The sequence below is a fragment of the Pseudomonas sp. BF-B-26 genome (assembly GCF_019956495.1).
Taxonomy (GTDB): Bacteria; Pseudomonadota; Gammaproteobacteria; order Pseudomonadales; family Pseudomonadaceae; genus Aquipseudomonas.
In genome coordinates this window covers 68,573-90,686 of sequence record NZ_JAHBDP010000056.1, presented here as the reverse complement: position 1 = coordinate 90,686, position 22,114 = coordinate 68,573, and the positions used below count along the sequence as shown (strand labels likewise).

Here is a 22,114-nt window from a genome sequence, read left to right as displayed (position 1 = left end):
GGCTTCATGGATAACTACCACATCACAAAGTCTGGCGACCATTGGATTCTTAAGAAGCAAGGTGCTGAAAGGGCGTCGAAAACTGCAGATACCAAGGCAGAAATCATCAAGCTAGCGGTTGAGTTTTTAGAAGGCAAAACCGCATCCCTGAAAATCCACAGGGAAGATGGCACCATCCAGGAAGAACGCACGTACCCGCGTAGCGCTGACCCTACGAGAACGAAAGGTTGAAAAGTCGATCACAGCCCGTTTTTGCGGGCTTTTTTAGACAAAAAAAACGCCTCTAGGAGGCGGTCGTTTCCTTGTACAGCATGATTCATCACATTTTGAGCCTAGACTTTTTGGTTGGCTTAGCATCTACACCGAAATTCTTTTCGACGGACTCAACGATTCCTTGAGCCTCTAAAAGGCCGCTCATCAAATCTGGAACAAATACATCTTGTCTTCCAAAATTGTGCTTAACAAAAACATTTGCACCTTTTCCTAATAATCCTTTTGGGCCATCACTTGGAATCAACTCCAAAATAGAGTCTCCCAAAGATTTTGAGAAATATATGTTGCTTTCGAATTTTACAGTTGGATAATACTCCGTAGTCCCGTCAACTACAATAACACCTGATGCAACTCGATCCTTTAATACCTTTAGCGCGGGTTTATTTATAATCAAGTCAAGAATTTGAGCCTTACCCAAGGCACGATCAACCACCCAATCAGACGGGTGAAAATTACCCATCAAACTAGCATTCAACCCTAACCCTTTTAATATTTCTCCCTTTTCTTGAACATACGTCTCTGAAAATGTTCTCTTAAAGTAATCATCATACTCAGTCGCATTTAATTCCTTTGTTCTTCTCATCACCTCCACCAAAACAGCCGTAAATTTATCATCGTCATTTTTAAATTTCATCTTTCTTCACCATATGATATGAAAGCGTAATTGCCTTCATAGAGTTAATTATAACATTTAAAAAAACCAGAAATAACGATAAGCACTATTCAAATCAATCCAAATAAAAAGATAGAGTCTTGAATTCATCCTCATACTCCAGCTCATATCTTTTACTACCCACACTCCACTGCTTTATACCATCCGATCTCAAATTGGACACCTGCCCAAAAACCCAATCAACATAAACATATTCAATAGTATCTAAATAAATGAAGACACAGGTTTCTTCTGTTAAATAGATTTGTACACATTCACTATCTATCACATCAACTCGCGTAACCTTTCTCTCAAATCTTCCATTATCAACCATCAACCGAAATTTGTTCTTTTCGACAAACAGGCAAAATTCTTGAAATTTATCCTCAGCAGTTTTAACACTCATAGTGAATACCTCATTACCACCAGCCGAATTACTGATGGGCGTTCCTCAACAATTCTTATGCAAGACGTGAAGATATTCAGTCACGTAAATTTCATTAGCAGCTTCTTTACGTGATTTGAATTTCTTGTACTGCATTTCCTTTCTTTGGTATTTGCCGTAACTACTCATCACATCAGCAATCAGATCCATCGGCATGATGCTTTCGTTGGAATAGCTCATGACCAGGTATTCGAAATTGGCCGAATCAACAAGCTGCCTGAATTCGGCTTCCACCTTCGGCCTGCTAGCCCATGGAGAAACGTTCCGGCCTTCAGGCCGACCGCTTATCCCGTGGATCGTCGGGCGCTCGTTCTGCGAAATGGTGTTAAGGACGTGATAAGCATTGCTGTATTGCATGGACGTGTAGGGTGGATCGAGGTAGAGAACATCACCACTCACCCGCTGCAACAGCTCGTTAGCGTCTCCCAGGTACACCTCATTGCTTGCCACTGGCTCTTTCAGGTCGAAACCTCTGAACTCGATGGGCTTGAGCGAAGCACCAGTGAATTTCTTTATGAACGATGAATACAATCCGGTCGTGTTGCTTACCCTGTCAGCAGCCTCTATCACGGAGCAGAGGCAATAGTAGAACTGCCCATCAGTCAGCTCCCCATTGCCATACAGCTCGTACACAAGCGCAACCCCAGCATCGATCTTCATGGCGTTGCCATTAGTAAAGAAGGTGCGGCCACCAGACTCGCTGTAGTTCTGAAAAATGAAGCCTTCCACACCATCCATACAGTGATTCATGTAGTCGATGATCGGCTGACATTCGAAGACGGTCGAAGGGTCATTGTTCAGCAGATTTTCAAGCGTCGCATAGGAGTAGTACTCCAGGTCATTAGCTACGACCTTAAAACGATTTTTGAAATGGTTCGCTACCCTGCCCGACCCTGAAAAGAGGTCACACAGAACAATCTCATTTGACGGCTTTGAAATGGTTGAAACACATTCATTAACAACTGATTCAATGATACCCAACAGCTTTGTTTTAGACCCAAGATATTTCACAAGCGCACAGAGCGGCGCACTGATTCAAAATGAAAGCAGTGGAAAAGACTTTAACTTTTCGGGTTCGCACTGCTGAAATCAATCAGCGTTTAGAAATTGGCTATTTCAGATAGTGCGATTGGTACAATTAACTTACTAGAAGATTCGACGAAGCAAACTTTAATGATTTTAAAAATATTGTCAAACAGCCAGAACCTAGAAAAAACAGATTTTTATTTAGCCAAAAAATATTAAATACAAAATGATGATTTTGATTAATAACACATAGATGCTCACACATCGCTGCAGCTCTTAGCTTCTCGGGGCTAGAGTTCATTTAAGTAAATGGAAATGACTTTTTTGGAAAAAATTATAAATCGGATTTTTTGGTAAATGCTGTTCACCCCTGCCAATTCTGATAGTCAAACACGATCAGGTACAGGGAAGTCGATTAAAACGATTTTGAAAAAAATATGTGGATCACAGCATGAGAACAGAGAACAAAGCAACCTAACAACGTCTGATGTTTCGCACAGCGAGAGCTACACACTGCCTATCCAAGGAGGATGGAAGATCCACCAGGAGAATGGCAAATGGGTAAAAAGGCAATCGGCTTATCAGCCGAAATCACGAAGCCAAATGGTATAATTTAGAAAACCAAACCTATTACTAATGCGTCAATTAGCTCTCGCCTTTCTTCTATTGCCTTTCCTGTATATGTCACAAGCATCTGCAGCAGAATGTGGATTCAAATCAGATAACAAAACAGTAGATCCTAATTCATCAACGCTTTGCCCAGAAAACATCGCCATGAAACTAATGAGCAGTTCCGTTGGCGAAGGGGTTCTTCTTCTGGGCAATGATCAAGACGCCCAATACGCAAAGATTCAAGAAACAAAAACAGATTCACAGTTACGTTTTGATGAAGCGAACCAAGATCATTTTATAAGAGACAAGCAATACACAAGGGATTTAGCCTCATACCTAATAATTGCCATATTTATCATAATATGGTTAATCATGGCGCTCAAAGCTTGGAAAACGGGTGAGTTTCATGACTCAAAAAATGATCATGGAGAACAGGTAAAAGCCAGATATAGCTTCTTAAATAACCTATTCATAGCAATAGCGGCAGTAGGGATATTTGGGCTAGGGATGGTCGGACAGAAAAACTCTTTATCCATAGCAGACGCAGTAATTATAAGGCTTGACGTAACATCTGAAATCGCAAAGCAGAAATTCATACAAATGGTAAGTTGGGTTAGACAGAAAGGATATTTGGAAACAACGGTTAAAGACTCTGAAACAGACGTAGTAGATGATGTGACAAAGGGACAAGCCGCTTTTACGGCTTCGGCATTGTCAAATCAGTTAATTTCAAAAGCCATTGTCGCAAGGCTTTCCAGCCAACTCTACAACGACATTTTCAACAAGAGTGACTCATCGAATTGGGTTGTATCGAATTCGCTATCTGACATATCAAAAAAGGAAAACAATACCTTCACATTTAAGAAGTTTAGCGATAACGGAGAGCTATTGTTCAAGCTTGATCCAGTGACCGTATTCAAATCAGAGCTTGATGCAGGTGCAGCAACACCTTACCTAAAGGAAGTCAGGTACAACGAAAGGTACAGGGACGAAGCTGACATTCGCACAGTAGAAGCAACTGCAAACCAGTTAAGAAATGAACTGCGTAACGGCCCGTTTGAAAACAAGAAGGCTGAATACGAAGACATCAAAAACAACGTAATGGTGATGTTTTATAAAGACACGAGAGCAAACACCTATCTCAAAGAATTACCAAACGATTTTAAGCTAGCTGACGATGTGGCTGTAACAGTTTTGAATCTGGTATGTGCCGAAAATAAACAACTGCGCCTTTCCGCAAAGACCTACATCGATGCACATAAAGGTATTGGGACAAGAGGCACAGGTTCAATTGAATGCGTCGGAAACGACTGGCAAGTGATGGGTGAAGACCCAATAGCGACATACAAAACAAAGCTATATGAAACAAGAAAGAAACTAGAAGACACTTATCGAGACAGAATTTTAGCCTTCAACGATGCGTTCAGCACGGCTTTGGAAAGTCCTTCGATCCTGGACCAGTTGAAAAAAATGATTAAAGAGGGTGAGCTAAATTTCTATTTCAATTACCAGAATCTTGTTGAAGAGACTACTTTCACGAGCATCAATCAAAACCTATTCAACACCAAAGTCTTGCAAATTTCAGAAAGAAAGGCAGTGGATTTCTTCATAGATGATGAATGGGCAAGAGCGCACGGATTTGAAGCTGACTATAATAACCGGGTCAACATTAGCCAATACGTCAGAAATTATTTCTTAAAGACTGACCGTGCAACATTGCCAACTATCACTGATGCAGAAGCTATTACTCAGAAACTGATCTTCGATAATGGTACGTCTGCCGGAATGCACAATGACTTTGAACAGGGCGCAGGAATAGGCTTTGAATTGCCTTCCACTGCCTTAAAACGCTGCAAGCTTTCAGTTACCCACCCAATCAAATGTTATCAATTGTACGCAACCAGCTTAAGCAATACGGCTAGCGATTTGAGAGCCTTCGGACTGACCCTTGCTATTACAGGGCAAATTGCTAACGATTATGCCAAGTCAAAAATTGAAATGCCTAAAACTGATAGCGCAGCTAACATTGGTAAACAGAATAAAATCCAAGCTGGAAGCTCATTAGCACAGACCGTAACTTTCATAGCAGCAGGTATTGGTTCAAGCATTGTGTCTTTGAGCCTGACACTTGACATGATTAGTAATGGTTACAGATTTTTGCTTATCTCAGTAACTATATTGCCGTTCTACACAATGGCGGTCACACAAAAATACTTTGTTATTGCGCTCATCAAATTCTCACCATTTTTCCTTTTCGCTTTCGTGAGGCTGAATGACGCTGACAATTTCGCCGCAATGCGCAGGAATATTTTTGCGTTTGCAGTGAGCATTGCAGTTTTCCCTATACTGCCTCTTATTGCATATACAATAAATTGGGAGGTAATCAGGGTCGTTTTAGTATTCACAGATGCATCGTTCTATTATGAAAGAGGCGGTATCTTTGACAACATTGTTGGATTCTTTATTGAGTGTATAAGACCGTTCATAGTGACATTGGTTTCGACAAGCATTTGTCTGCACATTATGCAAAACACCCTTAAATTACTCGGAGGACACATGATGTTTGCAGAAGCGGGAATCAAGGTTATAGGTTGGATGATGACAATCGTAAACGTTTTATCAATCGGCTCAATAGGTATGATTAACAAGTTAAGCACAGGCTTTATTTCTTCTTTAACATCTTACAAACGAAGCTGATTACGCGTCATTAGGAAGGGCTTGAAATGGTATAATACTTTAAAACAAGCCCACTCTTAATGAAATTCTCAAAATATGCATTTCTGCTTATATTAACCCTATGCCCTCAATTTGCTAATGCAGAGTCTATTGGCTCTAAAGCAACTGCATACATCCAATCTCAAACAGATGAAGAAAGAAGGTCTGGATTCACAGAGCCAGTATTAGACTCATTGTATGGCTGTGAAATGACACAGAGCATTGCTCAAGGGACAGAGACTGGCAAATATAACTGCATAGGAAAGAACAACAAGTTTAATAGCGGCGTATCCAAGATAGTAAATCAGTCTATCTGGAAAATGCTCACAGTGATTACCACTCTTGCGTTTTTAATTCTTAGCAGGTGGTTTTATATTAAAGTATTTGCCGCAGCCTCTCAAAAAATGAACGAGAAAAACTCTGCATTAACGGCCACATTAATCACCTTACTATTTTATGCTTTTGCTTTTCCCGTTTTCGTGAATGAACAGGGGATTAGATACAACATATTTACAAAGTTAGCGATAGGGACGTTTTACAAAGCTCACTCCATAGCGGAATATTATTTATTCAACGATGCTCAACAAACCAAAATTGAATACCCAAAGCGCTTTATCCCCGCTGTGAATTCAGGTGGACCAGCTAACGAGTACAACGCGATTAGCTTTCAATTGTGTACGTCGAGTATGTCAGAGCAAGAAGCCTCAAAAAAACAAAAAATCTTCTTCAACTTTAACGAGTCTACAGGTGAATTCTCAGCCTTTCACCAAGTGGGGAGCTGCATACTTGATGTCAGCTTCACTATCGACATGAATACTGAAAGCATTGCAAAACGTTATGGCTTACCCAGCTATGTGGATAATTCGATTGAGACAATGAAACAAATCATTGAGAAAGAATATATTCAGAAGGCACAAGGAATTGCTGAGAACGTAATCAAGGCAGGTAAACCTAGATTGGGAGTACCTGACACATACACACAAGGTCAGCTCGTTTGCAGTGACGAAGAGAATTTCAATCTTAGCGGTATGAGCCCTAATAGCATCAAAGACTACGCCTACGATGCCGCAAAATGCATGCACGGGCGCGTGATTGATGACCTCAACAGGGTTCCAGGATACACAGAAGCGTTGATGCCCAAAGACCGAATGGTAAGAGTTTGCTCAACTGTTGACCACAGCGCCGGGTCAGAAACCAGTTTAGATCGTGATGCCAACTCAACCACCTTTACTAGCAATTCGACTCTTGAATCAACGTTGAGAGCTTGTGCAGAAAGGGCTTGTGCAAATGATTCAAGCCCAAAGAACTGTGCTGACTCACTGAATTTTTACAACCTTTATTTCAAAAACAGATACATGACCAATCCCAACATGGTTACTTTTTTGGCAAAGATATTGAATACCGATTTCAAAAACACCCTATTCTCTGGACCAGGTGAGCAATTAGCTTCAACGTTAAAATTAGACATGTATCAATCCTCAAGCATACTTACATCTGAAATTAAGGACAAAGAAGCCTTTACAGTTGAATACGAAAGGATTCAGTCGAATATTAATTTACAGTACTTCATAAACAATAGTCTTGATGCAAGCCAGTTATCACCAGTTGCAAAGGATTGGGACACAGCATTTTTGAAATCCATTACAATCGGAAATGACGGTCCTTTAAGTATAGATAGAGTTGTTGACTGCTTGCAGTACTCTAGCTCAACGTCGCCAAGTGGCAGAGAATGTGGTTCTGTGTTTTTAGAAATTGAAGGCTTTGGGCAAAACCTTCTTGCAGTAGGTATGATCATCAAGGCAGAACTCAGAGTAAATGATGCGATCAGAAAGAACACGTTTGGCAGAACTAAAGAGTCAGCAGGATTAAACGCTAGCAAAAACATAATCGACCTTGCATCAAGCTTCTTTGGATCATTCACAGGTAAGATTGCAATCCTTGCAACAGGCATAACAGCCACAACAGGCTTCAATGAGATCTACAACCCCGTAGGATTAAGCGTTGGCCCTGAAGCTCTCATAGCGCTAGCTATAATCGTCAAGGTTCCGCAAATGGCTGCCTTCCTGGACACTTTTGCAAACTCCCTAATTTTGGGTGGTAACGCATTGATTTGGGCAATTCCTATTGCAATTTCATTGAGTTTTATGAGCGTGATATATACATCTATCAAATCCATGATTGGTTTTTCTATCACGGCACCGACTACAATTCTTCAAAACATCAATGGAACAACAGTTGACAAGCATACGGATATGTTTAAATTCATCAAAGAATTGGTTTTACTTTTTCTTACAATAACCTGTTATGTCGTGATGCTGTACCACTCCTTATGGTACATAAAAGCGCTATTTATCTATAAGATTATAGACATAGAAAAGATAACCGGCAGTTTAAATATAGGATACAGAATCACTGGCATTGGCGACATTTATTCAACCCTGATGGGAATCAGCATCTACCTTTGTATTGTCTTAATGTTATGCATTCACATAATTCGCAGATCAACCCAAATCAAAGATTTCATAGGAGTGATACTGTATTCAACAGAAAGCAATCTCCCCGAACACGCCCAAGGAATAGAATTCTCTTCAAACAAATTCGGAAAAAACAATATATAAGTTGGCCTTATGGCCAATTTGAGATTGTGCAGATGCTATAATTAGGAAAACAACCTAACACTATAATGTCAATCAAATTATCAAAAAATGAATCTCAGTATTCAGATGAAGAGAAAAGCGCTATTCAGCAACAATTCGATTATGCAATGAGCCAATATTGTGAAGTAGACAACCTCTACAAAATAGCTAAATTGACGGCGCTATTTTTCCCATATGGATTATTAGCGACTTTCTTTCCAATACGAAGGCTAATGCAAGCAGATCACAGTCTTTTTAGGTATTGGATGATTCTGCCAACTTTATTGGTTATCACGTTCATTTCAGCAAACATCTATGTTTGGTATGCTTACTTTTCTGTTCGCAGCACACCAATCTCCGACATGTTCCCCTTCCACTTAGTAATCATCTGTTCGATTTGTTTATGGACAATCGGATTGTTCGCACAGAAGATTTCAAAAGTAGCGTGGCTAATCAGAGAACTCATCTATTACAAACAAGTCAATCGGTACAATCACTATAAACGAATCGTAGCTAGCCGCTTCACCACGTCAGGAATGAAAGGTCTATTCAATAAATTTGCAGGTAGGATTAAATAAAGCTCAATGCCTGCGGCGAATGTAGATCCAGAAATGTCGGGCCATTTTCCATAGCTATCCCTTTTGTGAATATCTCTTACAGAAATTCATAAAAGCTTTGGATTTTTCACGGTTGATTCAAGCAACGGGCAGTACCCCCAATTCGTTCGTAAATCCGTACCAGACACTTCTCGCGTCAGCGAATGCTCCACCAGGTACTCAACCTTCCCTAGAACGTTCCTAGGCCATTCCGAACAGAATCCGAAGCCTCTATTACGCCGATAGAATATGTCCAACTCCAGGGCACCACACCGCAGCGTATACTCATCCATACAGTAGGTTCAGGGAGTTGACCAGATGGACAAGGAATTCAGCTACAACCCTCAAATTCCGTGCATTGTGCTGCACAATGGCCAAGACGTTGGGGCCATGGTGGACGGAAAGCTCTATAGGTTCGATTCTAGCCTCACTGCGCAGAACCAGCATGCAGAGGCCGGAATCCTTATTGATAACGTTCTGTTCCATTACGGAGAGCCCATAGGCCACCTTGAAGGTCGAAGGCTCATCATTGATAGCGGTAGTGAAATCCTAGAACTGGTTGAAGCCTAATGACCCTTCTCTGCTCCACCGGCAAGCTGACTACGAGCAGCATTGAGTGATTCCAAAAGGCTCTGTGAATAGCTGACGGCATCAGCTAGAGCTACTTCTGCAAAGCCCTTATCAACGTCTACAAATTTCTCCATAAACGCCCTGCAGTACTCCTGCCATTCCCCATCCTCACCCAAGCCATAAAGCCCAAACCAGCAGGCGATGATCTGGTGTACGTGCATAGCATTCCTTGCAGCCTCTCCTAATGTCCGTAGAAAGGTTTCGCGGTCATCAGAGACCGAGAACTCACGGAAAGCTTGTAGGTGCTGATTCAGGGTCAGGACACACGCAGCAACGTCAAAATCTAGCTGAATGCGCTCCCTAGGGTTGTACCTGTTGCGGATCGGTCGAGACATGTCAGTGCAGCCCTGGAGGAAGTCGATCTGATCCTAACTCCAGATCTCGCAGCAAAGCCACTTAGTAATCACAGAAAGCGAAAAGCCCGCAAGATTGCGGGCTTCTCTAAAAACAAACCTAACTACAAGCAGCGGACTTTACTACAAGAAGAACAACATGCTGCTTGCTTTTATAGTTTACCATTTAAAACCTAAAACGAAGCCTTAACGAAGATTCTTTTTCAAAAAATTAGATTTTAGTTTTGTAAATGCTATTATCTAATAACAACAAACCTTTACTAAAATGAAAATCAGATTATTTACCTTTGCAGCTTTAGCGTTGCTTTCGAGTTTATCCCATGCGATTGACTCAACTCAAAACAAATCAGGAAAACAGAATATAGATGAACAAAACCTGATTGAGGCCACGAGACAAATTGTTGACTCAGTGGGTTTCGTTGATATTGATGCACAGTCACGTTCTTTTTTAAGCACAGACTTCAAAGGAATTCCTATTGAAGATTATGAAGACACAAACGATTACGACGCCCATATAGACGCTTCATGATTAACCACTTATCAATTAGTGCCTCATCAGAGGCTTTAATTTTGCCCAAAGGAAAAGTATGCAAACGGCAAAATGGTATAATTAAGCTAATAAACAAACCTTTAAATCATGCAAAAATCACTAATAGCCATATCAACACTTTCTGTTTTGTTGATAGCAAACACAGCATCAGCAATTACATGGCCTGCTGAACAAACATACGAAGAATCGCTAGGCGCAGAAGAATGGTCAACAGGCGGGGGGTGTAAGTCGGGGCAACAAATCAGTATGAGAAGAGTCTTTTTTATGAATAAAGATGGTAGTAAAAACTATGTAAATAAAGGAAATGGGGTTTTTGTTAAGGGCAGTGAATCCTACGGAGACGGATTTGAGATTTTGTCAAAATGCTATGATTCGACAAACACAGGAATTGAAGAAGCCAAAATATCTCAAGTTGTATCAGAAGTAATTTCTCAAAAATGCGAAAACCCATTAGAAACCGGTTCAATAAATAAGCGTCGTGCATATACGTTATGGAGTCCTGATAGAGTAAATAGCAACTTCAAAACAGGTTTTAACGTGATGGTTACTAGCACTTGTCAATTAAGAGAAACAAAGGTTTTTGATAACCCTGTTTGTGCGACTAAAAATCCAGATTATCCACTTGGCGCAATTTATGGAACGTGGACTAGAACTATAAAAGACGGTGTGCCGAGCGAATGGGCTTTAAACCAATTTTACCCTAATTCAAATAATTGTTTCAAACCCGTAACTGAAACTAATAATCTTGTATGCCCTACGGGATACGCGGGGAAAAAGGTAGAATCAAGAACATACGACCTTTGGACAACAGGCAGCAAAAAAAACGATTCAGGGTATGTAATAACCCAAGACACTTGTTCAAAAACTGAAAGCAAACAGCTTGTTCAAGAAAATTGTGCAGTTGTGAATCCGGCTTACCCTTTGGGAACAACGAACGGACTTTATTCAAGGACGGTGACACCATCAGGAATTGCCAGCGATTGGAAATTAACTGTGCTTATTTCTAATGCCTGCTACTACATGAAAGACACAGTAACAAGCACAAATGAGGTTTCATGCCCAACAGGCCAATCAGGAAAAATCATAAGAGAAACGCACTTAAAATTAAAACAATACATCTCTTGGTCACAAAACGATTCTTCATACATTGTTGAAACTGAAAATAGCTGCAAAGCGTCAGGCCCCGTCACTGTTGAAGTAAAACCCGGTAGCGAAACCGTAAGCTGTGATTCGTATTATGGAACACAAGCAGGAACGTACACAGGAAACGTTACCAAGACTGGAGACAACATCACAATCTTTGACCCTATAAGCGGAGCGACAAACACAACGTTCCAAACGAAAAGCGAAGACACAACATCGTGCATAAAAGAAATCACAACGACTACGAAAGAAATCATTGAAGAAGAATGCCCAGCCGGATTTATAGGTAAAATCACAAAGTATTTAGTAAAAGCTGAAAGCTCCACTGGTACTGTTTATCCATATGGAACCACGCCAATTCTTGATTCAAATACCTGCACTGCTGTTTCGGTCAGCGATGAAATAAACGCTCCTAGCACTGAACATTTGCAAGATTCAGTTCTTTCAAACTTGAGTTTCACTACAACCTCTATTTCAAAAAGCGATTTGATAATCGACCAACTCAACAAAATAGACACATCAAAGCTTGAAGGCAAAGCCTATGTAATGAATATTAATGCTGACAATTTAAGTGCCGGAGCTTTCGATAAAAACAAAATAACCAATCTTGTAAAAACATTTAAAACGAAACTGGGTCAATCAGCTAACGTAAAAGTATCGTCAGTGCCAGTGACGTTGGATAAATACATTAATCAAGATGGCTTAACACAATCTAGAATTCGATTAGAAAGATTATCGCTTTCTGGCACAAGCGTTAACAATGGCACAGTCACTGTTAAGTACGTTTCCCTTGCAAAAGCAACACCAGAGCATTTCAGCTTCACAGTCAAAGTCTTTGATTAAGATAAGCCACCAACAGAAGCCCTATGGGGCTTTTTTGTTCCTTGAAATCACCGCCATGAGCCGTCCTAACCTTACCCACCACAAAGGCACCCTCCAACCTTTGAAGCTCTCAAATCAATCGACAGCCATCCTAAATAGGAACTCTGCAATTTTCATTGCTTACGGGCTAATTTGCAAAACCAAAATGGTATAATTCGATTAACAAACAACTCTTTACTAAAAATGAGAACAACACTGTTTCAAACAATAAAAAGAATAAATCTAAGAACTACGAACCACCCCATCCATATGATAATAAACTTTTTTATATTCATATTATTAGAAACCCTGACTTTTTCATTCATAAAAGAAGCCATACAATCAGGAGACACAAACTCTATATATGTATATACCCTTCATCACATATTCATGTTTAGCCTCGTTATGGCGATTTATTATCACGTCCGTTGCTTAATCTACTTATTCAATTTGTATACCTTATTTCTAAAGACTCGCACACATGAAAATCGTATCTTAAGAGGACTAGCAATATCAGGAAAAAACCTAAAAGACCCAAAATTAATATTAAAAATCTCGCAGGATTTTAGAAAGCACAATACCAAAACCGATGCTTTGTTTATAGCAAACAAAAAATCTGAACATAAGAAACAATTTAAAAAGCGAATAGAAGACAGAGAACACTTGAATAAGCTTCATGACGACTTAAGAGAACAAGAACGCCTTAATATCCGTGAAGTCAAAAGGATTCATGATGAGTACAACAATTCAGTAAACAAATAATTTTGTCACTACAGAATCAATGATAACGCCAAAAGGCGTTATTTTTATTGTCAAAATCCTTTCTTAACTCTCAATCGGTATCTTGCCAAATGCTATAATTCGATTAACAAACAACCCTTTACTAAAATGGACCAAACCTACCAGAAACAAACAAAAAAAAGCAAGCTGTATAAATTCCTAATATTTACGTTAAGCTTTATAGGTGCAAGTGTCTTTTTTCTATCTGCTTCATATCTTATTCTTTTACATAAAAGCCTTGATCGACAAGGCTATTACCTTCACCATTACATAAAAGATGAATATCTAACACCAATGCTTTACGCCTCTGTTGCGGCGGGTTTAACTTTTTTCATTTGGCAAAGCATTACAAACATTATCAACACAAAAAATAGTAAATTCGATAGGGAAGGTTTTCATTTATCATATTTAGTGGTTTTTCTGATATTCACTATGACATTTTTAACTTTAATAACCACACAGATTAGATTTGAGCTTTTGAAAACCCAAGATATCAGTGTGATACTCGAAGATGCAACCTTGGAAAAATATGGAGCATACAGCGCGTCACGCGCTCCATATTATGAATACAAAAATGCCCAGTTCAGCTTCATAAAAGAACAAGGAGCCAGCTTACTAAAAACACAGAACATTAGTGCTTTATATGCCACCAGCATGCTCATTAAACCAATCGAACCGCCTTACTATGATTTACATAACTTATCTAGGGTTGAACTGGAAGCAGGTTTATGGCCACTATTTTTATTCTATTACTTGGTCGCTTTACAATTTTTCTTGGCAATATTATTAAATCTGTGCGTTTATTTAACATCTAAAATGTTACCTACTACCAATCAACAAGAGAGGTAACGATTTCCTGTGTTATTTAAGATTGATGCTTGCTTACAAAAAATGCCTCTTATGAGGCTTTTTCTTTTGTGGTCAGTCATCAGAAAGTCATGAGCTTCACAGCATGCTCAAATGCATTTTCCCTCGCTTTGACGTGACCCTGGCTCATCAAGAAGGCCAACACGTCATCACCGCTGTAATGCTCTGCAAATGCTTGTCTAGCCACTCTCCTGTCGATCACATCATCGATCACGGCATCACCAAGAAGCCTAGATTTGTACACCAGCGTTTCACGTAAAGCCTTTAGGTAGAAAGCGGTGTCATCAGGGCTACCAGCTCGAACAGCAGGCGCTGTGAGCTTCAATCCCCTTACCTTCTGTATCTGAGCCACACATTCAGTGCAGGAACGCTTTAGAGAGCGATTGCAGGTCACGAATGACCCGGTGCCATGATGCTTGAATCCAGCGGCGTGGATAGGAGCTTCAAGGCTCTTTGGGCGCGGTACGCGCAAGGTGCTGGCACTCTTGTTCAGAGCCCAAACGAACATCTGCGCGTTGTAGGCGTACTGGTCATCAGCTTTATCCTTGTCGATCCTACACACCAGGTCGTAAAGCTTGCTGTGCAGGCTTCCCTTGATAGTTGTTACCAGCGTTGGGGCAAAGCCAAGGCTAGCCAAGTCTTTGAGCTTCAAGGTAGTGACAGAACTGATTGTGAGGTAGTGGAAGGTCTTTGACTTCGGGACAATCGTTACGTCATACCCTTCGATGTTTTTTGCGCTCATCAGCTTGAAAAGCTTGTCGGTCAGCAGGTCAGCAGCAGTGAAGAACTGATCCTTCACACCCTGCGCATTGAATGCTTTCAAGCAGAAAGCCGCCTTGCCTTTCTCAATCAAGGTTTCTGTAGCTGGGTTGAATATGACTTGGAACTTGTCAGCTTCAAAGGATGCTAACTGGTTTGAAAAATGGTCGATTCTAGCTATTTTTGTTTTTGTCATGTTGTTCTCGTTTTTTGTTATTTCTCCTTGCGGAATATTATTGCCAATTAGAATGGGATAAGCCCATCAACACCCTCTTGCTTCATATCATTATTAAATTGCTTATATTTCTTGAATTTCTCTTTACAAATATGCCCATTGACCAACGCAGCAGATCTAAACGATTTGTTCAATGCGCTAGGCATTTTCATCTTCTCTTCAATACTACCTTTACAAGCAAACTGAACATTTACCTTAAAGGACGTTTCCCCACCGGTTCTATTACTGTTTTTAGTTTCAATGAAATTCATATACCTCAAAACGTTAAGGGATTTCTTACGAGTATTTTCAGAAACGTCCAAGTATTTATCAAGGTCATGTAGATTAACCTTGCACTCATTAAATCTATCCATATTTTCGACTGCAGCCATCAGGATTTGCCCAGCCACTTTATCAAAACCAACCACCGCAATATAATAAGGCATAGCGCTCGTAAGAATCTGCGCGTAAAAATTCTTTTCTAATTTATTAAATGTTATACTATTAAAAGGGTTCTTCATCTCAACCTCAACTCATTAATTAGACTGTTTGCCGCAGTCTTTTTATTTTTCTATCAATTAAAGGTTAAGGAACTTAACTTCAATCCACATCATTCCATGGGCTTTATCATGCTCAACAGCAATTAATTTCTGCTCAATTAAAACGTTCATGCATCTGCGTACATTTTCGCTTGTGCAATCCATCCACTTCATAATCTCTGCTTTGTCCGTATAAACGACATGCAAGCCAGTTTCTGTTTTATCAGCAGCAGTGCAGAGTTTTATCAATAATGTATGCGCGGAGTGTTTTGTCAAAGCCACTTTACAAAGAGCTTCCAAGGCTTTTTCAGAAGTAGGCAGTTTTATATATCTTCTATTCTCAATGTTCATGTTGATTAATATTTAGTTTGTTTTAATACAATAGCATTTGAAAAACACAAAATTGTGTTTTAAGCACAAATTTGTTGATAAATATTATAGTATGAGAAAATAAAGCAAACTTTGGAGTACAATTTTTTGTACTCCAAAAAGAAAAATTCCACAAATATGTTGCAAAACACCGTTTTAGAGTACAGTTTTTTGTACTCTAAAATACCTTTAGAGTACAATTTTTTGTACTGTAAAGTCTCTACAGGCCACGGAAATCAAGGACTGAAAACCTATAGCGCGCGCGTATAATTTTAGATCTCATTAAAAGCCCAAAGGCGTCAGCAAACCAGCTATCGATAACTGGGTATTGGATCATGTATTAACCATTGAAATGCATTAGACAGTGCAATGTCTTTGGTTGATCCTTGAAGCTCATTCTTTTGTTTACCGTCCGGGCACTCGCTGCGCGAAATTGTTCAGCGCTGCAAGCTCAAAACTTTGGATCATGCGTTTGTCGTTCAGCTACCCGCCAAGATACTTTTTTAATTAAAGCTATTCCTGCATTTCTGATGGTGGATTATCTGGCCTTGCTGGTTGGTCCATTGGGCTGAATCTCGTTCAGCTCAACACGATCAGATTATTTTCCCATGAGAAGGGCTGTGAAGCGTTTTTGAGACGCTTACGGCCCACCAACCTACCCTTCTGTCGTTTTCCGTACAGACTTCCCAGCACAGGCGTCCTAGGACGGAAAAACGTGGGTGACGAAAGGGAATCGAGGGTAAAAGCCTTACCAGCTCCGTAGGCACAGCAACTGAACAAATTTTGGTCAAAAAAAAGCCCCAATCCGAAGATCAGGGCTATTTATTTTGGTACAAAGCGTTGGTACAAAACGCTTTATGTGACCTCTCGTAAGTGCTTGATTTACAAGAGCGTCAATAAAATGGCGGAGAGATAGGGATTCGAACCCTAGGTACCGGTGAAGGTACAACGGATTTCGAATCCGTCCCATTCGGCCACTCTGGCATCTCTCCAACGGCGCGCATCATAACAACACTTTTGCCGGAAGCGAACCCCCTAAGCGAAATTTTTCCGTGCTATCAGATGCTTGCGTCGATTAAAGCGGTACGCCCAGACGATTGGCGACTTCTTCGTAGGCTTCGATGACGTCACCGAGGCCCTGACGGAAGCGGTCCTTGTCCATTTTCTTGCCGGTGGCCTTGTCCCACAGACGGCAGCCGTCCGGGCTGAATTCGTCGCCCAGGACGATAGAGCCGTCGGAGAACACGCCGAACTCCAGTTTGAAGTCGACCAGCAGCAGGCCGGCGTCGTCGAACAGTTTGCTCAGGACTTCGTTGACCTTGAGCGACAGTTCTTTCATGCGAACCAGTTGCTCGGCGGAGCCCCAACCGAACGCCACGACGTGGGATTCGTTGATGAACGGGTCGCCCTTGGCGTCGTCCTTCAGGAACAATTCGAAGGTGTAAGGGTTGAGCTTCATGCCCTCTTCGACGCCCAGGCGCTTGACCAGGCTGCCGGCGGCGTAGTTACGCACGACGCACTCGACCGGGATCATGTCGAGCTTCTTCACCAGGCATTCGTTGTCGCCCAGCAGTTTGTCGAATTGGGTCGGCACGCCGGCTGCTTCGAGTTTCTGCATGATGAAGGCGTTGAACTTGTTGTTCACCATGCCTTTGCGGTCGAGCTGCTCGATGCGCTTGCCGTCGAACGCCGAAGTGTCGTTGCGAAACAGCAGGATCAAGCGGTCAGCGTCGTCGGTCTTGAAAACCGATTTGGCTTTGCCGCGGTAGAGTTCTTCACGTTTTTCCATGATGGGCTCCGCTTGCTAAGTAGGTGGGCTAGGCGATGTGTCGCCAGTCGAGCCCTGAATCTTGATCGGCCAGTTGCAGCCAGTCCGGGTCGCACCCGAGGGTGTCGACAAAACATTGCCGGGCCAGCTGCGGCAGGTTGTTCTTGCTGCTCAGATGGGCCAGGACCAGGTGTTGCAGGCCTTGCCAGCCCAACTCGGACACCAGGAATGCCGCCTGATGGTTGTTCAAATGCCCCAGTTCACCGCCTACCCGTTGCTTGAGAAAGTACGGGTAGTGACCGCGAGCCAGCATGTCACGGCAATGGTTGGACTCGATCATCAACGCATCGAGATCCCGATAGCCGTCCAGCACCTTGTTGCAATACGAGCCCAGGTCGGTCAACAGGCCGAAACGCCGCTCACCGTCACTGAAGACGTATTGCGTCGGTTCCTGTGCATCATGGGCCACGGCAATGACGCCGATGCTCAGTGCGCCGATCTGCAGTTGCTCGCCGCCGGCCAGAAGGCCAGCCGGTTCAATTGGTTTGCGCATCCCGCGCAGGGTACCGCGACTGAGGTAGACAGGCAGATTGTAGCGCCGAGACAGCAAACCCACGCCATGCACGTGGTCGGCATGTTCGTGGGTCACGAGTATCGCGCTCAACTGCGCCGGGTTAACCCCCAGGCGCAGCAGACGCTTTTCGGTTTCCCGCAGGGAGAAACCACAATCCACCAGCACATACGTGTCAGCGCTGGCTATCAGCGTGCCGTTCCCTTGGCTACCGCTGCCGAGAACGGCAAAACGCATGTGATCAGCCCAGGTTGTCCTGAATCACGCTCAATACCTTGCGCGCCACATCGGCCGGCGCCACGGTGTTGATGTTTTTCTCGACGGTGACCTGGACGTTTTCGCCAACCTTGCTCAGGCGAACCTGATAACGCTCGGCACGGGCTTCAACTTCTTCCTTGTTCGGCTTGCTGCCGAACAGGCCACTGAAGAAACCTGGCTTCTCGTCCTTCTTCTCGGCTTTTTCGGCCAGGTTGATGTAGTACAGGCCCAGGCTGCGGTTGATGTCTTCAACGCGCCATTCGCCCTGTTCCAACGCACGACCAACACTCGACCAGGCACGATCCAGGTCGGTGCCGACGTTCAGGACAGGGTTACCGCTGCCGTCTTCGCTCAGGCTGACACGACTTGGCGTATCGGAGTCACGCGAAGCCAGCATGGAGACCGAACCGCCCTTCTCCGAGGTGCGGCTCATGCTCGCGAGCATGTCGTCGACCAGTGCCGCGTCCAGGCCAGTGTTGACCGAACGGTTGGTGAAGGCCACGTCGGAGGTGCTACCGGCAGGACGCTCGGCGCTGACCACGTAGATTTCACTGGTGTTGCGCTGCACGCCTGGCTCGATGCGGACCCGCACGCGGGTTTCGCTGTTCGCGCCGACACCGGCTGCGCTCAGGCGCTTGGCCATTGCAGCGGACAGTTCGTCGGAATGCTGCCAGGTGGTAGTGAATTCGCCGGTTTGCGGACGCTGTTCGTCCAGACGGAAACCGTTGTCCTGAAAGAACTGCACGGCCACTGGCCAGACTTCGGCCGGCGGGTTCTGAGCAACGATCCAACGCGAATCACCGGTCTTTTGCAGGGAGTAGGCGCTGGCGTCAGCCGCTGCCGACAACGGCTGCGGACGAGGAACGATGTACTCGCCCTTGACGGAGTCATCGGCCACGTTGCGCGGGATCGGCAACAGCGGATCCAGACGTTTGGCAGTGCTGACATCCGGCGGCAGTTGCATGGGTGCAGTCTGTTGCGCTTCCAGGTAATCGCTACCGCGGTCACGGAAATAACCTTCCGGGCCCCAGACCCATCCGCAGCCACTGGTGCTGGAGATGATCAAGGCAAGTGCGGAAAGTCCGGCCAATCGCTTCATGCGTAGTACTTCCTCAATTAAACCAGGACGCCGCACTGGCGCAGGGCCGTGCGAAGCGTTTCATGACAGGGTGCGCTCAGCCAGGTCAGCGGCAGGCGAATGCCTTCGTGCATCAGGCCCATTTCGACCAAAGCCCACTTCACTGGAATCGGGTTGGCTTCGATGAACAGATCCTTGTGCAGTGGCATCAATTTTTCGTTGATTGCCCGTGCAGTCTCGGCGTCGCCCTTGAGCGCTGCCTCGCACAGGTCAGCCATTTCGCGCGGGGCGACGTTGGCGGTGACGGAGATGTTGCCCTTGCCGCCCATCAGGATCAGCTCGACAGCGGTCGGATCATCGCCGGACAGCACGATGAAGTCCTTGCTCACGCCATCAAGGATTGCCTTGGCACGCTTCATGTCGCCGGTGGCTTCCTTGATACCGATGATGTTCGGCACAGTGGACAGGCGAATCACGGTCTCGGCCTGCATGTCGCAGGAGGTGCGGCCAGGAACGTTGTAGAGAATCTGTGGAATGTCGACCGCTTCAGCAATGTGCTTGAAGTGCTGGTACAAACCTTCCTGAGTCGGCTTGTTGTAGTACGGAACGACCAGCAGACAGGCGTCGGCGCCGGCCGCTTTGGCGTTGCGGGTCAGTTCTACGGCTTCGCGGGTCGAGTTGGCGCCGGTACCGGCGATGACCGGAATACGGCCATTGACCTGCTTGACCACGGCCTTGATGACAGCGATGTGTTCGTCTACATCGAGGGTTGCCGACTCGCCGGTAGTACCGACCGCGACAATGGCATGGGTGCCGTTTTCAAGGTGGAAGTCCACGAGTTTGCTGAGGCTGTCCCAGTCAAGACGCCCTTGTGCATCCATGGGTGTGACCAGTGCCACCATACTGCCCGCAATCATGAAACCGCTCCTGCCGGAAAAAGAGAGCGGTAATGGTACTGGCGCCAAGATGCTTGCACAAGCAAAGTACTGCGCTGCTGCCATTCCCCTTGGCGTCGCTTTTCGCTACCCTTCAGACTTTGATCGGTACTGATAAGCTCGTACGCCGGGTTCCAGCCTCCATTTTCGGCATCACAAGCCCCGATCCAGCGTTGCCGCCCCTCGCTCCTGCCTCACTGGAGCATGTTGCAACCTTGTGGCTCGGGTTTTTTGAATTCGCATCCGCAGGCTCGCTCCCGGTAAAAAAAGCCCGTAGAAGTATCGACCGCTCATCGCTTTAGGAATGCTGCATGTCCACCCCCACAGTTCGCGAACAATTCCTTGTCATCAGTGCCCTCGGCGCCAACCCCATGGAGCTGACTAACGTCCTGTGCCGCGCCAGCCATGAAAACCGCTGCGCCGTGGTCACCTCTCGCCTGACGCGTCATGGCGAGTGCAGTGCGTTGATCCTCGAGATCTCCGGCAGCTGGGATGCCCTTGCGCGCCTCGAAGGCAGCCTGCCGAGCCTCGCCAAGAAGCACGCCTTTACGGTCAACGTGGTGCGCAGCGCAGCGCTGGAGAATCGTCCTCAAGCCCTGCCTTACGTCGCCTATGTCAGCTCGGCTTACCGCTCGGACATTATCAACGAGCTGTGCCAGTTCTTCATGGACCACAACGTCGAGCTGGAAAACCTGACCTGTGACACCTATCAGGCTCCGCAAACCGGCGGCACCATGCTCAATGCCACGTTTACCGTGACCTTGCCGGCCGGGGTGCAAATCAGCTGGCTGCGCGATCAGTTCCTGGATTTCGCCGACGCGCTGAACCTGGATGCCCTGATCGAACCGTGGCGCCCACAAAACCCAATGTAAGGAAGCTTTCATGGCCGTTGCCATCGATCAACCGGTTGCCGACTTCGAAGCACCCGCCACCAGCGGGCAGACCGTCAACCTCGCAAGCCTCAAAGGCAAGCAGGTGGTGATTTACTTCTATCCGAAGGACAGCACGCCAGGCTGCACCACTCAGGGTCAGGGCTTTCGTGACCAGCTCGACGCCTTTAAAGCCGCCAATACCGAAGTCTTTGGCGTGTCACGCGACAGCCTTAAATCACACGAAAACTTCAAGGCCAAGCAGGCGTTCACCTTCGAGCTGATCAGCGACAAGGAAGAAGCGCTCTGCCAGCAGTTCGACGTGATCAAGCTGAAAAAGCTCTACGGCAAAGAATATATGGGTGTTGATCGCAGCACGTTCCTGATCGACAAGGATGGGGTGCTGCGTCAGGAATGGCGTGGTGTGAAGGTGCCGGGTCATGTGGATGCTGTTCTGGCTGCCGCTCAGGCGCTGAACAAGGCCTGATTTTCAGCGCCCTTTCGGACGCTTTCGCGAGCAGGCTCGCTCCCACAGTTGACCCGAGCTGTCCAGACAAACGCGGTTTAATGTGGGAGCGAGCCTGCTCGCGAAGAGGCCTTATGCCTTACCCGGCA

At 44.6% G+C, this 22,114-nt stretch carries 20 protein-coding genes and 1 tRNA gene; 9 read left to right on the top strand and 12 right to left on the bottom strand.

Annotated features, from left to right (window positions below; genetic code table 11):
- Positions 1-6 precede the first annotated feature (6 nt).
- On the top strand, positions 7-231 hold the full coding sequence (locus KGB03_RS06205) for a DUF2188 domain-containing protein (protein ID WP_124356295.1): 225 nt from the start codon (positions 7-9) through the stop codon (positions 229-231).
- 88 nt (positions 232-319) lie between these two features.
- Here the strand turns inward: KGB03_RS06205 and KGB03_RS06200 are convergent, their stop codons facing one another.
- The 3 genes from KGB03_RS06200 to KGB03_RS06190 all read right to left on the bottom strand — a co-directional run bounded on the left by KGB03_RS06200 (position 320) and on the right by KGB03_RS06190 (position 2,381).
- A complete protein-coding gene (locus KGB03_RS06200; protein ID WP_124356296.1) occupies positions 320-907 on the bottom strand; it encodes a hypothetical protein in 588 nt (195 codons plus the stop codon).
- 94 nt (positions 908-1,001) lie between these two features.
- A complete protein-coding gene (locus KGB03_RS06195) occupies positions 1,002-1,331 on the bottom strand; it encodes a hypothetical protein (RefSeq protein ID WP_223526577.1) in 330 nt (109 codons plus the stop codon).
- A 45-nt stretch (positions 1,332-1,376) separates the two neighbouring features.
- The gene (locus KGB03_RS06190; protein WP_223526576.1) at positions 1,377-2,381 is read right to left on the bottom strand and encodes a DNA adenine methylase; all 1,005 of its coding nucleotides are present in this window, start codon (positions 2,379-2,381) and stop codon (positions 1,377-1,379) included.
- 651 nt (positions 2,382-3,032) lie between these two features.
- Here KGB03_RS06190 and KGB03_RS06185 point away from each other — a divergent pair.
- The 3 genes from KGB03_RS06185 (at position 3,033) to KGB03_RS06175 (ending at position 9,525) form a co-directional block, all read left to right on the top strand.
- On the top strand, positions 3,033-5,705 hold the full coding sequence (locus KGB03_RS06185; protein WP_223526575.1) for a hypothetical protein: 2,673 nt from the start codon (positions 3,033-3,035) through the stop codon (positions 5,703-5,705).
- A gap of 59 nt (positions 5,706-5,764) precedes the next feature.
- Positions 5,765-8,341, top strand: coding sequence for a hypothetical protein (locus KGB03_RS06180; protein ID WP_223526574.1), 2,577 nt, complete (start codon positions 5,765-5,767; stop codon positions 8,339-8,341).
- A 932-nt stretch (positions 8,342-9,273) separates the two neighbouring features.
- Positions 9,274-9,525 carry a hypothetical protein gene (locus KGB03_RS06175; RefSeq protein WP_160049665.1) on the top strand — a complete coding sequence of 84 codons (252 nt, stop codon included), beginning with the start codon at positions 9,274-9,276 and terminating at the stop codon, positions 9,523-9,525.
- Here the strand turns inward: KGB03_RS06175 and KGB03_RS06170 are convergent.
- Positions 9,522-9,920, bottom strand: coding sequence for a hypothetical protein (locus tag KGB03_RS06170; protein ID WP_160049666.1), 399 nt, complete (start codon positions 9,918-9,920; stop codon positions 9,522-9,524). The two genes, KGB03_RS06175 and KGB03_RS06170, sit on opposite strands and share 4 nt — an antisense overlap.
- A gap of 283 nt (positions 9,921-10,203) precedes the next feature.
- On the opposite strand from KGB03_RS06170, the gene KGB03_RS06165 reads away from it, so the two are divergent.
- The 3 genes from KGB03_RS06165 to KGB03_RS06155 all read left to right on the top strand — a co-directional run bounded on the left by KGB03_RS06165 (position 10,204) and on the right by KGB03_RS06155 (position 14,121).
- On the top strand, positions 10,204-10,467 hold the full coding sequence (locus KGB03_RS06165) for a hypothetical protein (protein WP_223526573.1): 264 nt from the start codon (positions 10,204-10,206) through the stop codon (positions 10,465-10,467).
- A 108-nt stretch (positions 10,468-10,575) separates the two neighbouring features.
- Complete coding sequence (locus KGB03_RS06160; RefSeq protein ID WP_223526572.1) at positions 10,576-12,474, top strand: hypothetical protein; 1,899 nt, start codon at positions 10,576-10,578, stop codon at positions 12,472-12,474.
- Between the two features lie 906 nt (positions 12,475-13,380).
- On the top strand, positions 13,381-14,121 hold the full coding sequence (locus KGB03_RS06155) for a hypothetical protein (RefSeq protein WP_223526571.1): 741 nt from the start codon (positions 13,381-13,383) through the stop codon (positions 14,119-14,121).
- Between the two features lie 79 nt (positions 14,122-14,200).
- Here KGB03_RS06155 and KGB03_RS06150 read toward each other — a convergent pair whose 3' ends face one another.
- The 8 genes from KGB03_RS06150 to dapA form a co-directional block, all read right to left on the bottom strand.
- Positions 14,201-15,094, bottom strand: a complete 894-nt coding sequence (locus KGB03_RS06150; protein WP_223526570.1) for a hypothetical protein — start codon at positions 15,092-15,094, stop codon at positions 14,201-14,203.
- A gap of 47 nt (positions 15,095-15,141) precedes the next feature.
- Positions 15,142-15,633: a hypothetical protein gene (locus tag KGB03_RS06145; protein WP_020301998.1), complete on the bottom strand. Its 492-nt coding sequence runs from the start codon at positions 15,631-15,633 to the stop codon at positions 15,142-15,144.
- A 57-nt stretch (positions 15,634-15,690) separates the two neighbouring features.
- Complete coding sequence (locus KGB03_RS06140; protein ID WP_156890635.1) at positions 15,691-16,002, bottom strand: hypothetical protein; 312 nt, start codon at positions 16,000-16,002, stop codon at positions 15,691-15,693.
- A 920-nt stretch (positions 16,003-16,922) separates the two neighbouring features.
- Positions 16,923-17,012: transfer RNA gene (locus KGB03_RS06135), tRNA-Ser, on the bottom strand.
- 83 nt (positions 17,013-17,095) lie between these two features.
- Positions 17,096-17,809: a phosphoribosylaminoimidazolesuccinocarboxamide synthase gene (gene purC, locus KGB03_RS06130; RefSeq protein WP_223526569.1), complete on the bottom strand. Its 714-nt coding sequence runs from the start codon at positions 17,807-17,809 to the stop codon at positions 17,096-17,098.
- A 28-nt stretch (positions 17,810-17,837) separates the two neighbouring features.
- Positions 17,838-18,596 (bottom strand): MBL fold metallo-hydrolase, encoded by a 759-nt coding sequence (locus tag KGB03_RS06125; protein WP_008153089.1) that lies wholly within the window; start codon positions 18,594-18,596, stop codon positions 17,838-17,840.
- A 4-nt stretch (positions 18,597-18,600) separates the two neighbouring features.
- On the bottom strand, positions 18,601-19,716 hold the full coding sequence (gene bamC / locus KGB03_RS06120) for an outer membrane protein assembly factor BamC (RefSeq protein WP_218536398.1): 1,116 nt from the start codon (positions 19,714-19,716) through the stop codon (positions 18,601-18,603).
- A gap of 17 nt (positions 19,717-19,733) precedes the next feature.
- Complete coding sequence (gene dapA / locus KGB03_RS06115) at positions 19,734-20,612, bottom strand: 4-hydroxy-tetrahydrodipicolinate synthase (RefSeq protein WP_008153085.1); 879 nt, start codon at positions 20,610-20,612, stop codon at positions 19,734-19,736.
- Between the two features lie 329 nt (positions 20,613-20,941).
- On the opposite strand from dapA, the gene KGB03_RS06110 reads away from it, so the two are divergent.
- Both KGB03_RS06110 and KGB03_RS06105 read left to right on the top strand, forming a co-directional pair.
- The gene (locus KGB03_RS06110; RefSeq protein WP_008034925.1) at positions 20,942-21,502 is read left to right on the top strand and encodes a glycine cleavage system protein R; all 561 of its coding nucleotides are present in this window, start codon (positions 20,942-20,944) and stop codon (positions 21,500-21,502) included.
- Between the two features lie 10 nt (positions 21,503-21,512).
- Positions 21,513-21,986, top strand: a complete 474-nt coding sequence (locus tag KGB03_RS06105; RefSeq protein WP_008153083.1) for a peroxiredoxin — start codon at positions 21,513-21,515, stop codon at positions 21,984-21,986.
- Positions 21,987-22,114 lie beyond the last annotated feature (128 nt).

What these genes read in the sequence shown, in the direction of transcription:
- KGB03_RS06205 (WP_124356295.1), top strand. Translation starts at nt 7, where the DNA reads ATGGATAACTACCACATCACAAAGTCTGGCGACCATTGGATTCTTAAG.
- KGB03_RS06200 (WP_124356296.1), bottom strand. Translation starts at nt 907, where the DNA reads ATGAAATTTAAAAATGACGATGATAAATTTACGGCTGTTTTGGTGGAG.
- KGB03_RS06195 (WP_223526577.1), bottom strand. Translation starts at nt 1,331, where the DNA reads ATGAGTGTTAAAACTGCTGAGGATAAATTTCAAGAATTTTGCCTGTTT.
- KGB03_RS06185 (WP_223526575.1), top strand. Translation starts at nt 3,033, where the DNA reads ATGCGTCAATTAGCTCTCGCCTTTCTTCTATTGCCTTTCCTGTATATG.
- KGB03_RS06180 (WP_223526574.1), top strand. Translation starts at nt 5,765, where the DNA reads ATGAAATTCTCAAAATATGCATTTCTGCTTATATTAACCCTATGCCCT.
- KGB03_RS06175 (WP_160049665.1), top strand. Translation starts at nt 9,274, where the DNA reads ATGGACAAGGAATTCAGCTACAACCCTCAAATTCCGTGCATTGTGCTG.
- KGB03_RS06170 (WP_160049666.1), bottom strand. Translation starts at nt 9,920, where the DNA reads ATGTCTCGACCGATCCGCAACAGGTACAACCCTAGGGAGCGCATTCAG.
- KGB03_RS06165 (WP_223526573.1), top strand. Translation starts at nt 10,204, where the DNA reads ATGAAAATCAGATTATTTACCTTTGCAGCTTTAGCGTTGCTTTCGAGT.
- KGB03_RS06160 (WP_223526572.1), top strand. Translation starts at nt 10,576, where the DNA reads ATGCAAAAATCACTAATAGCCATATCAACACTTTCTGTTTTGTTGATA.
- KGB03_RS06155 (WP_223526571.1), top strand. Translation starts at nt 13,381, where the DNA reads ATGGACCAAACCTACCAGAAACAAACAAAAAAAAGCAAGCTGTATAAA.
- KGB03_RS06150 (WP_223526570.1), bottom strand. Translation starts at nt 15,094, where the DNA reads ATGACAAAAACAAAAATAGCTAGAATCGACCATTTTTCAAACCAGTTA.
- KGB03_RS06145 (WP_020301998.1), bottom strand. Translation starts at nt 15,633, where the DNA reads ATGAAGAACCCTTTTAATAGTATAACATTTAATAAATTAGAAAAGAAT.
- KGB03_RS06140 (WP_156890635.1), bottom strand. Translation starts at nt 16,002, where the DNA reads ATGAACATTGAGAATAGAAGATATATAAAACTGCCTACTTCTGAAAAA.
- purC (WP_223526569.1), bottom strand. Translation starts at nt 17,809, where the DNA reads ATGGAAAAACGTGAAGAACTCTACCGCGGCAAAGCCAAATCGGTTTTC.
- KGB03_RS06125 (WP_008153089.1), bottom strand. Translation starts at nt 18,596, where the DNA reads ATGCGTTTTGCCGTTCTCGGCAGCGGTAGCCAAGGGAACGGCACGCTG.
- bamC (WP_218536398.1), bottom strand. Translation starts at nt 19,716, where the DNA reads ATGAAGCGATTGGCCGGACTTTCCGCACTTGCCTTGATCATCTCCAGC.
- dapA (WP_008153085.1), bottom strand. Translation starts at nt 20,612, where the DNA reads ATGATTGCGGGCAGTATGGTGGCACTGGTCACACCCATGGATGCACAA.
- KGB03_RS06110 (WP_008034925.1), top strand. Translation starts at nt 20,942, where the DNA reads ATGTCCACCCCCACAGTTCGCGAACAATTCCTTGTCATCAGTGCCCTC.
- KGB03_RS06105 (WP_008153083.1), top strand. Translation starts at nt 21,513, where the DNA reads ATGGCCGTTGCCATCGATCAACCGGTTGCCGACTTCGAAGCACCCGCC.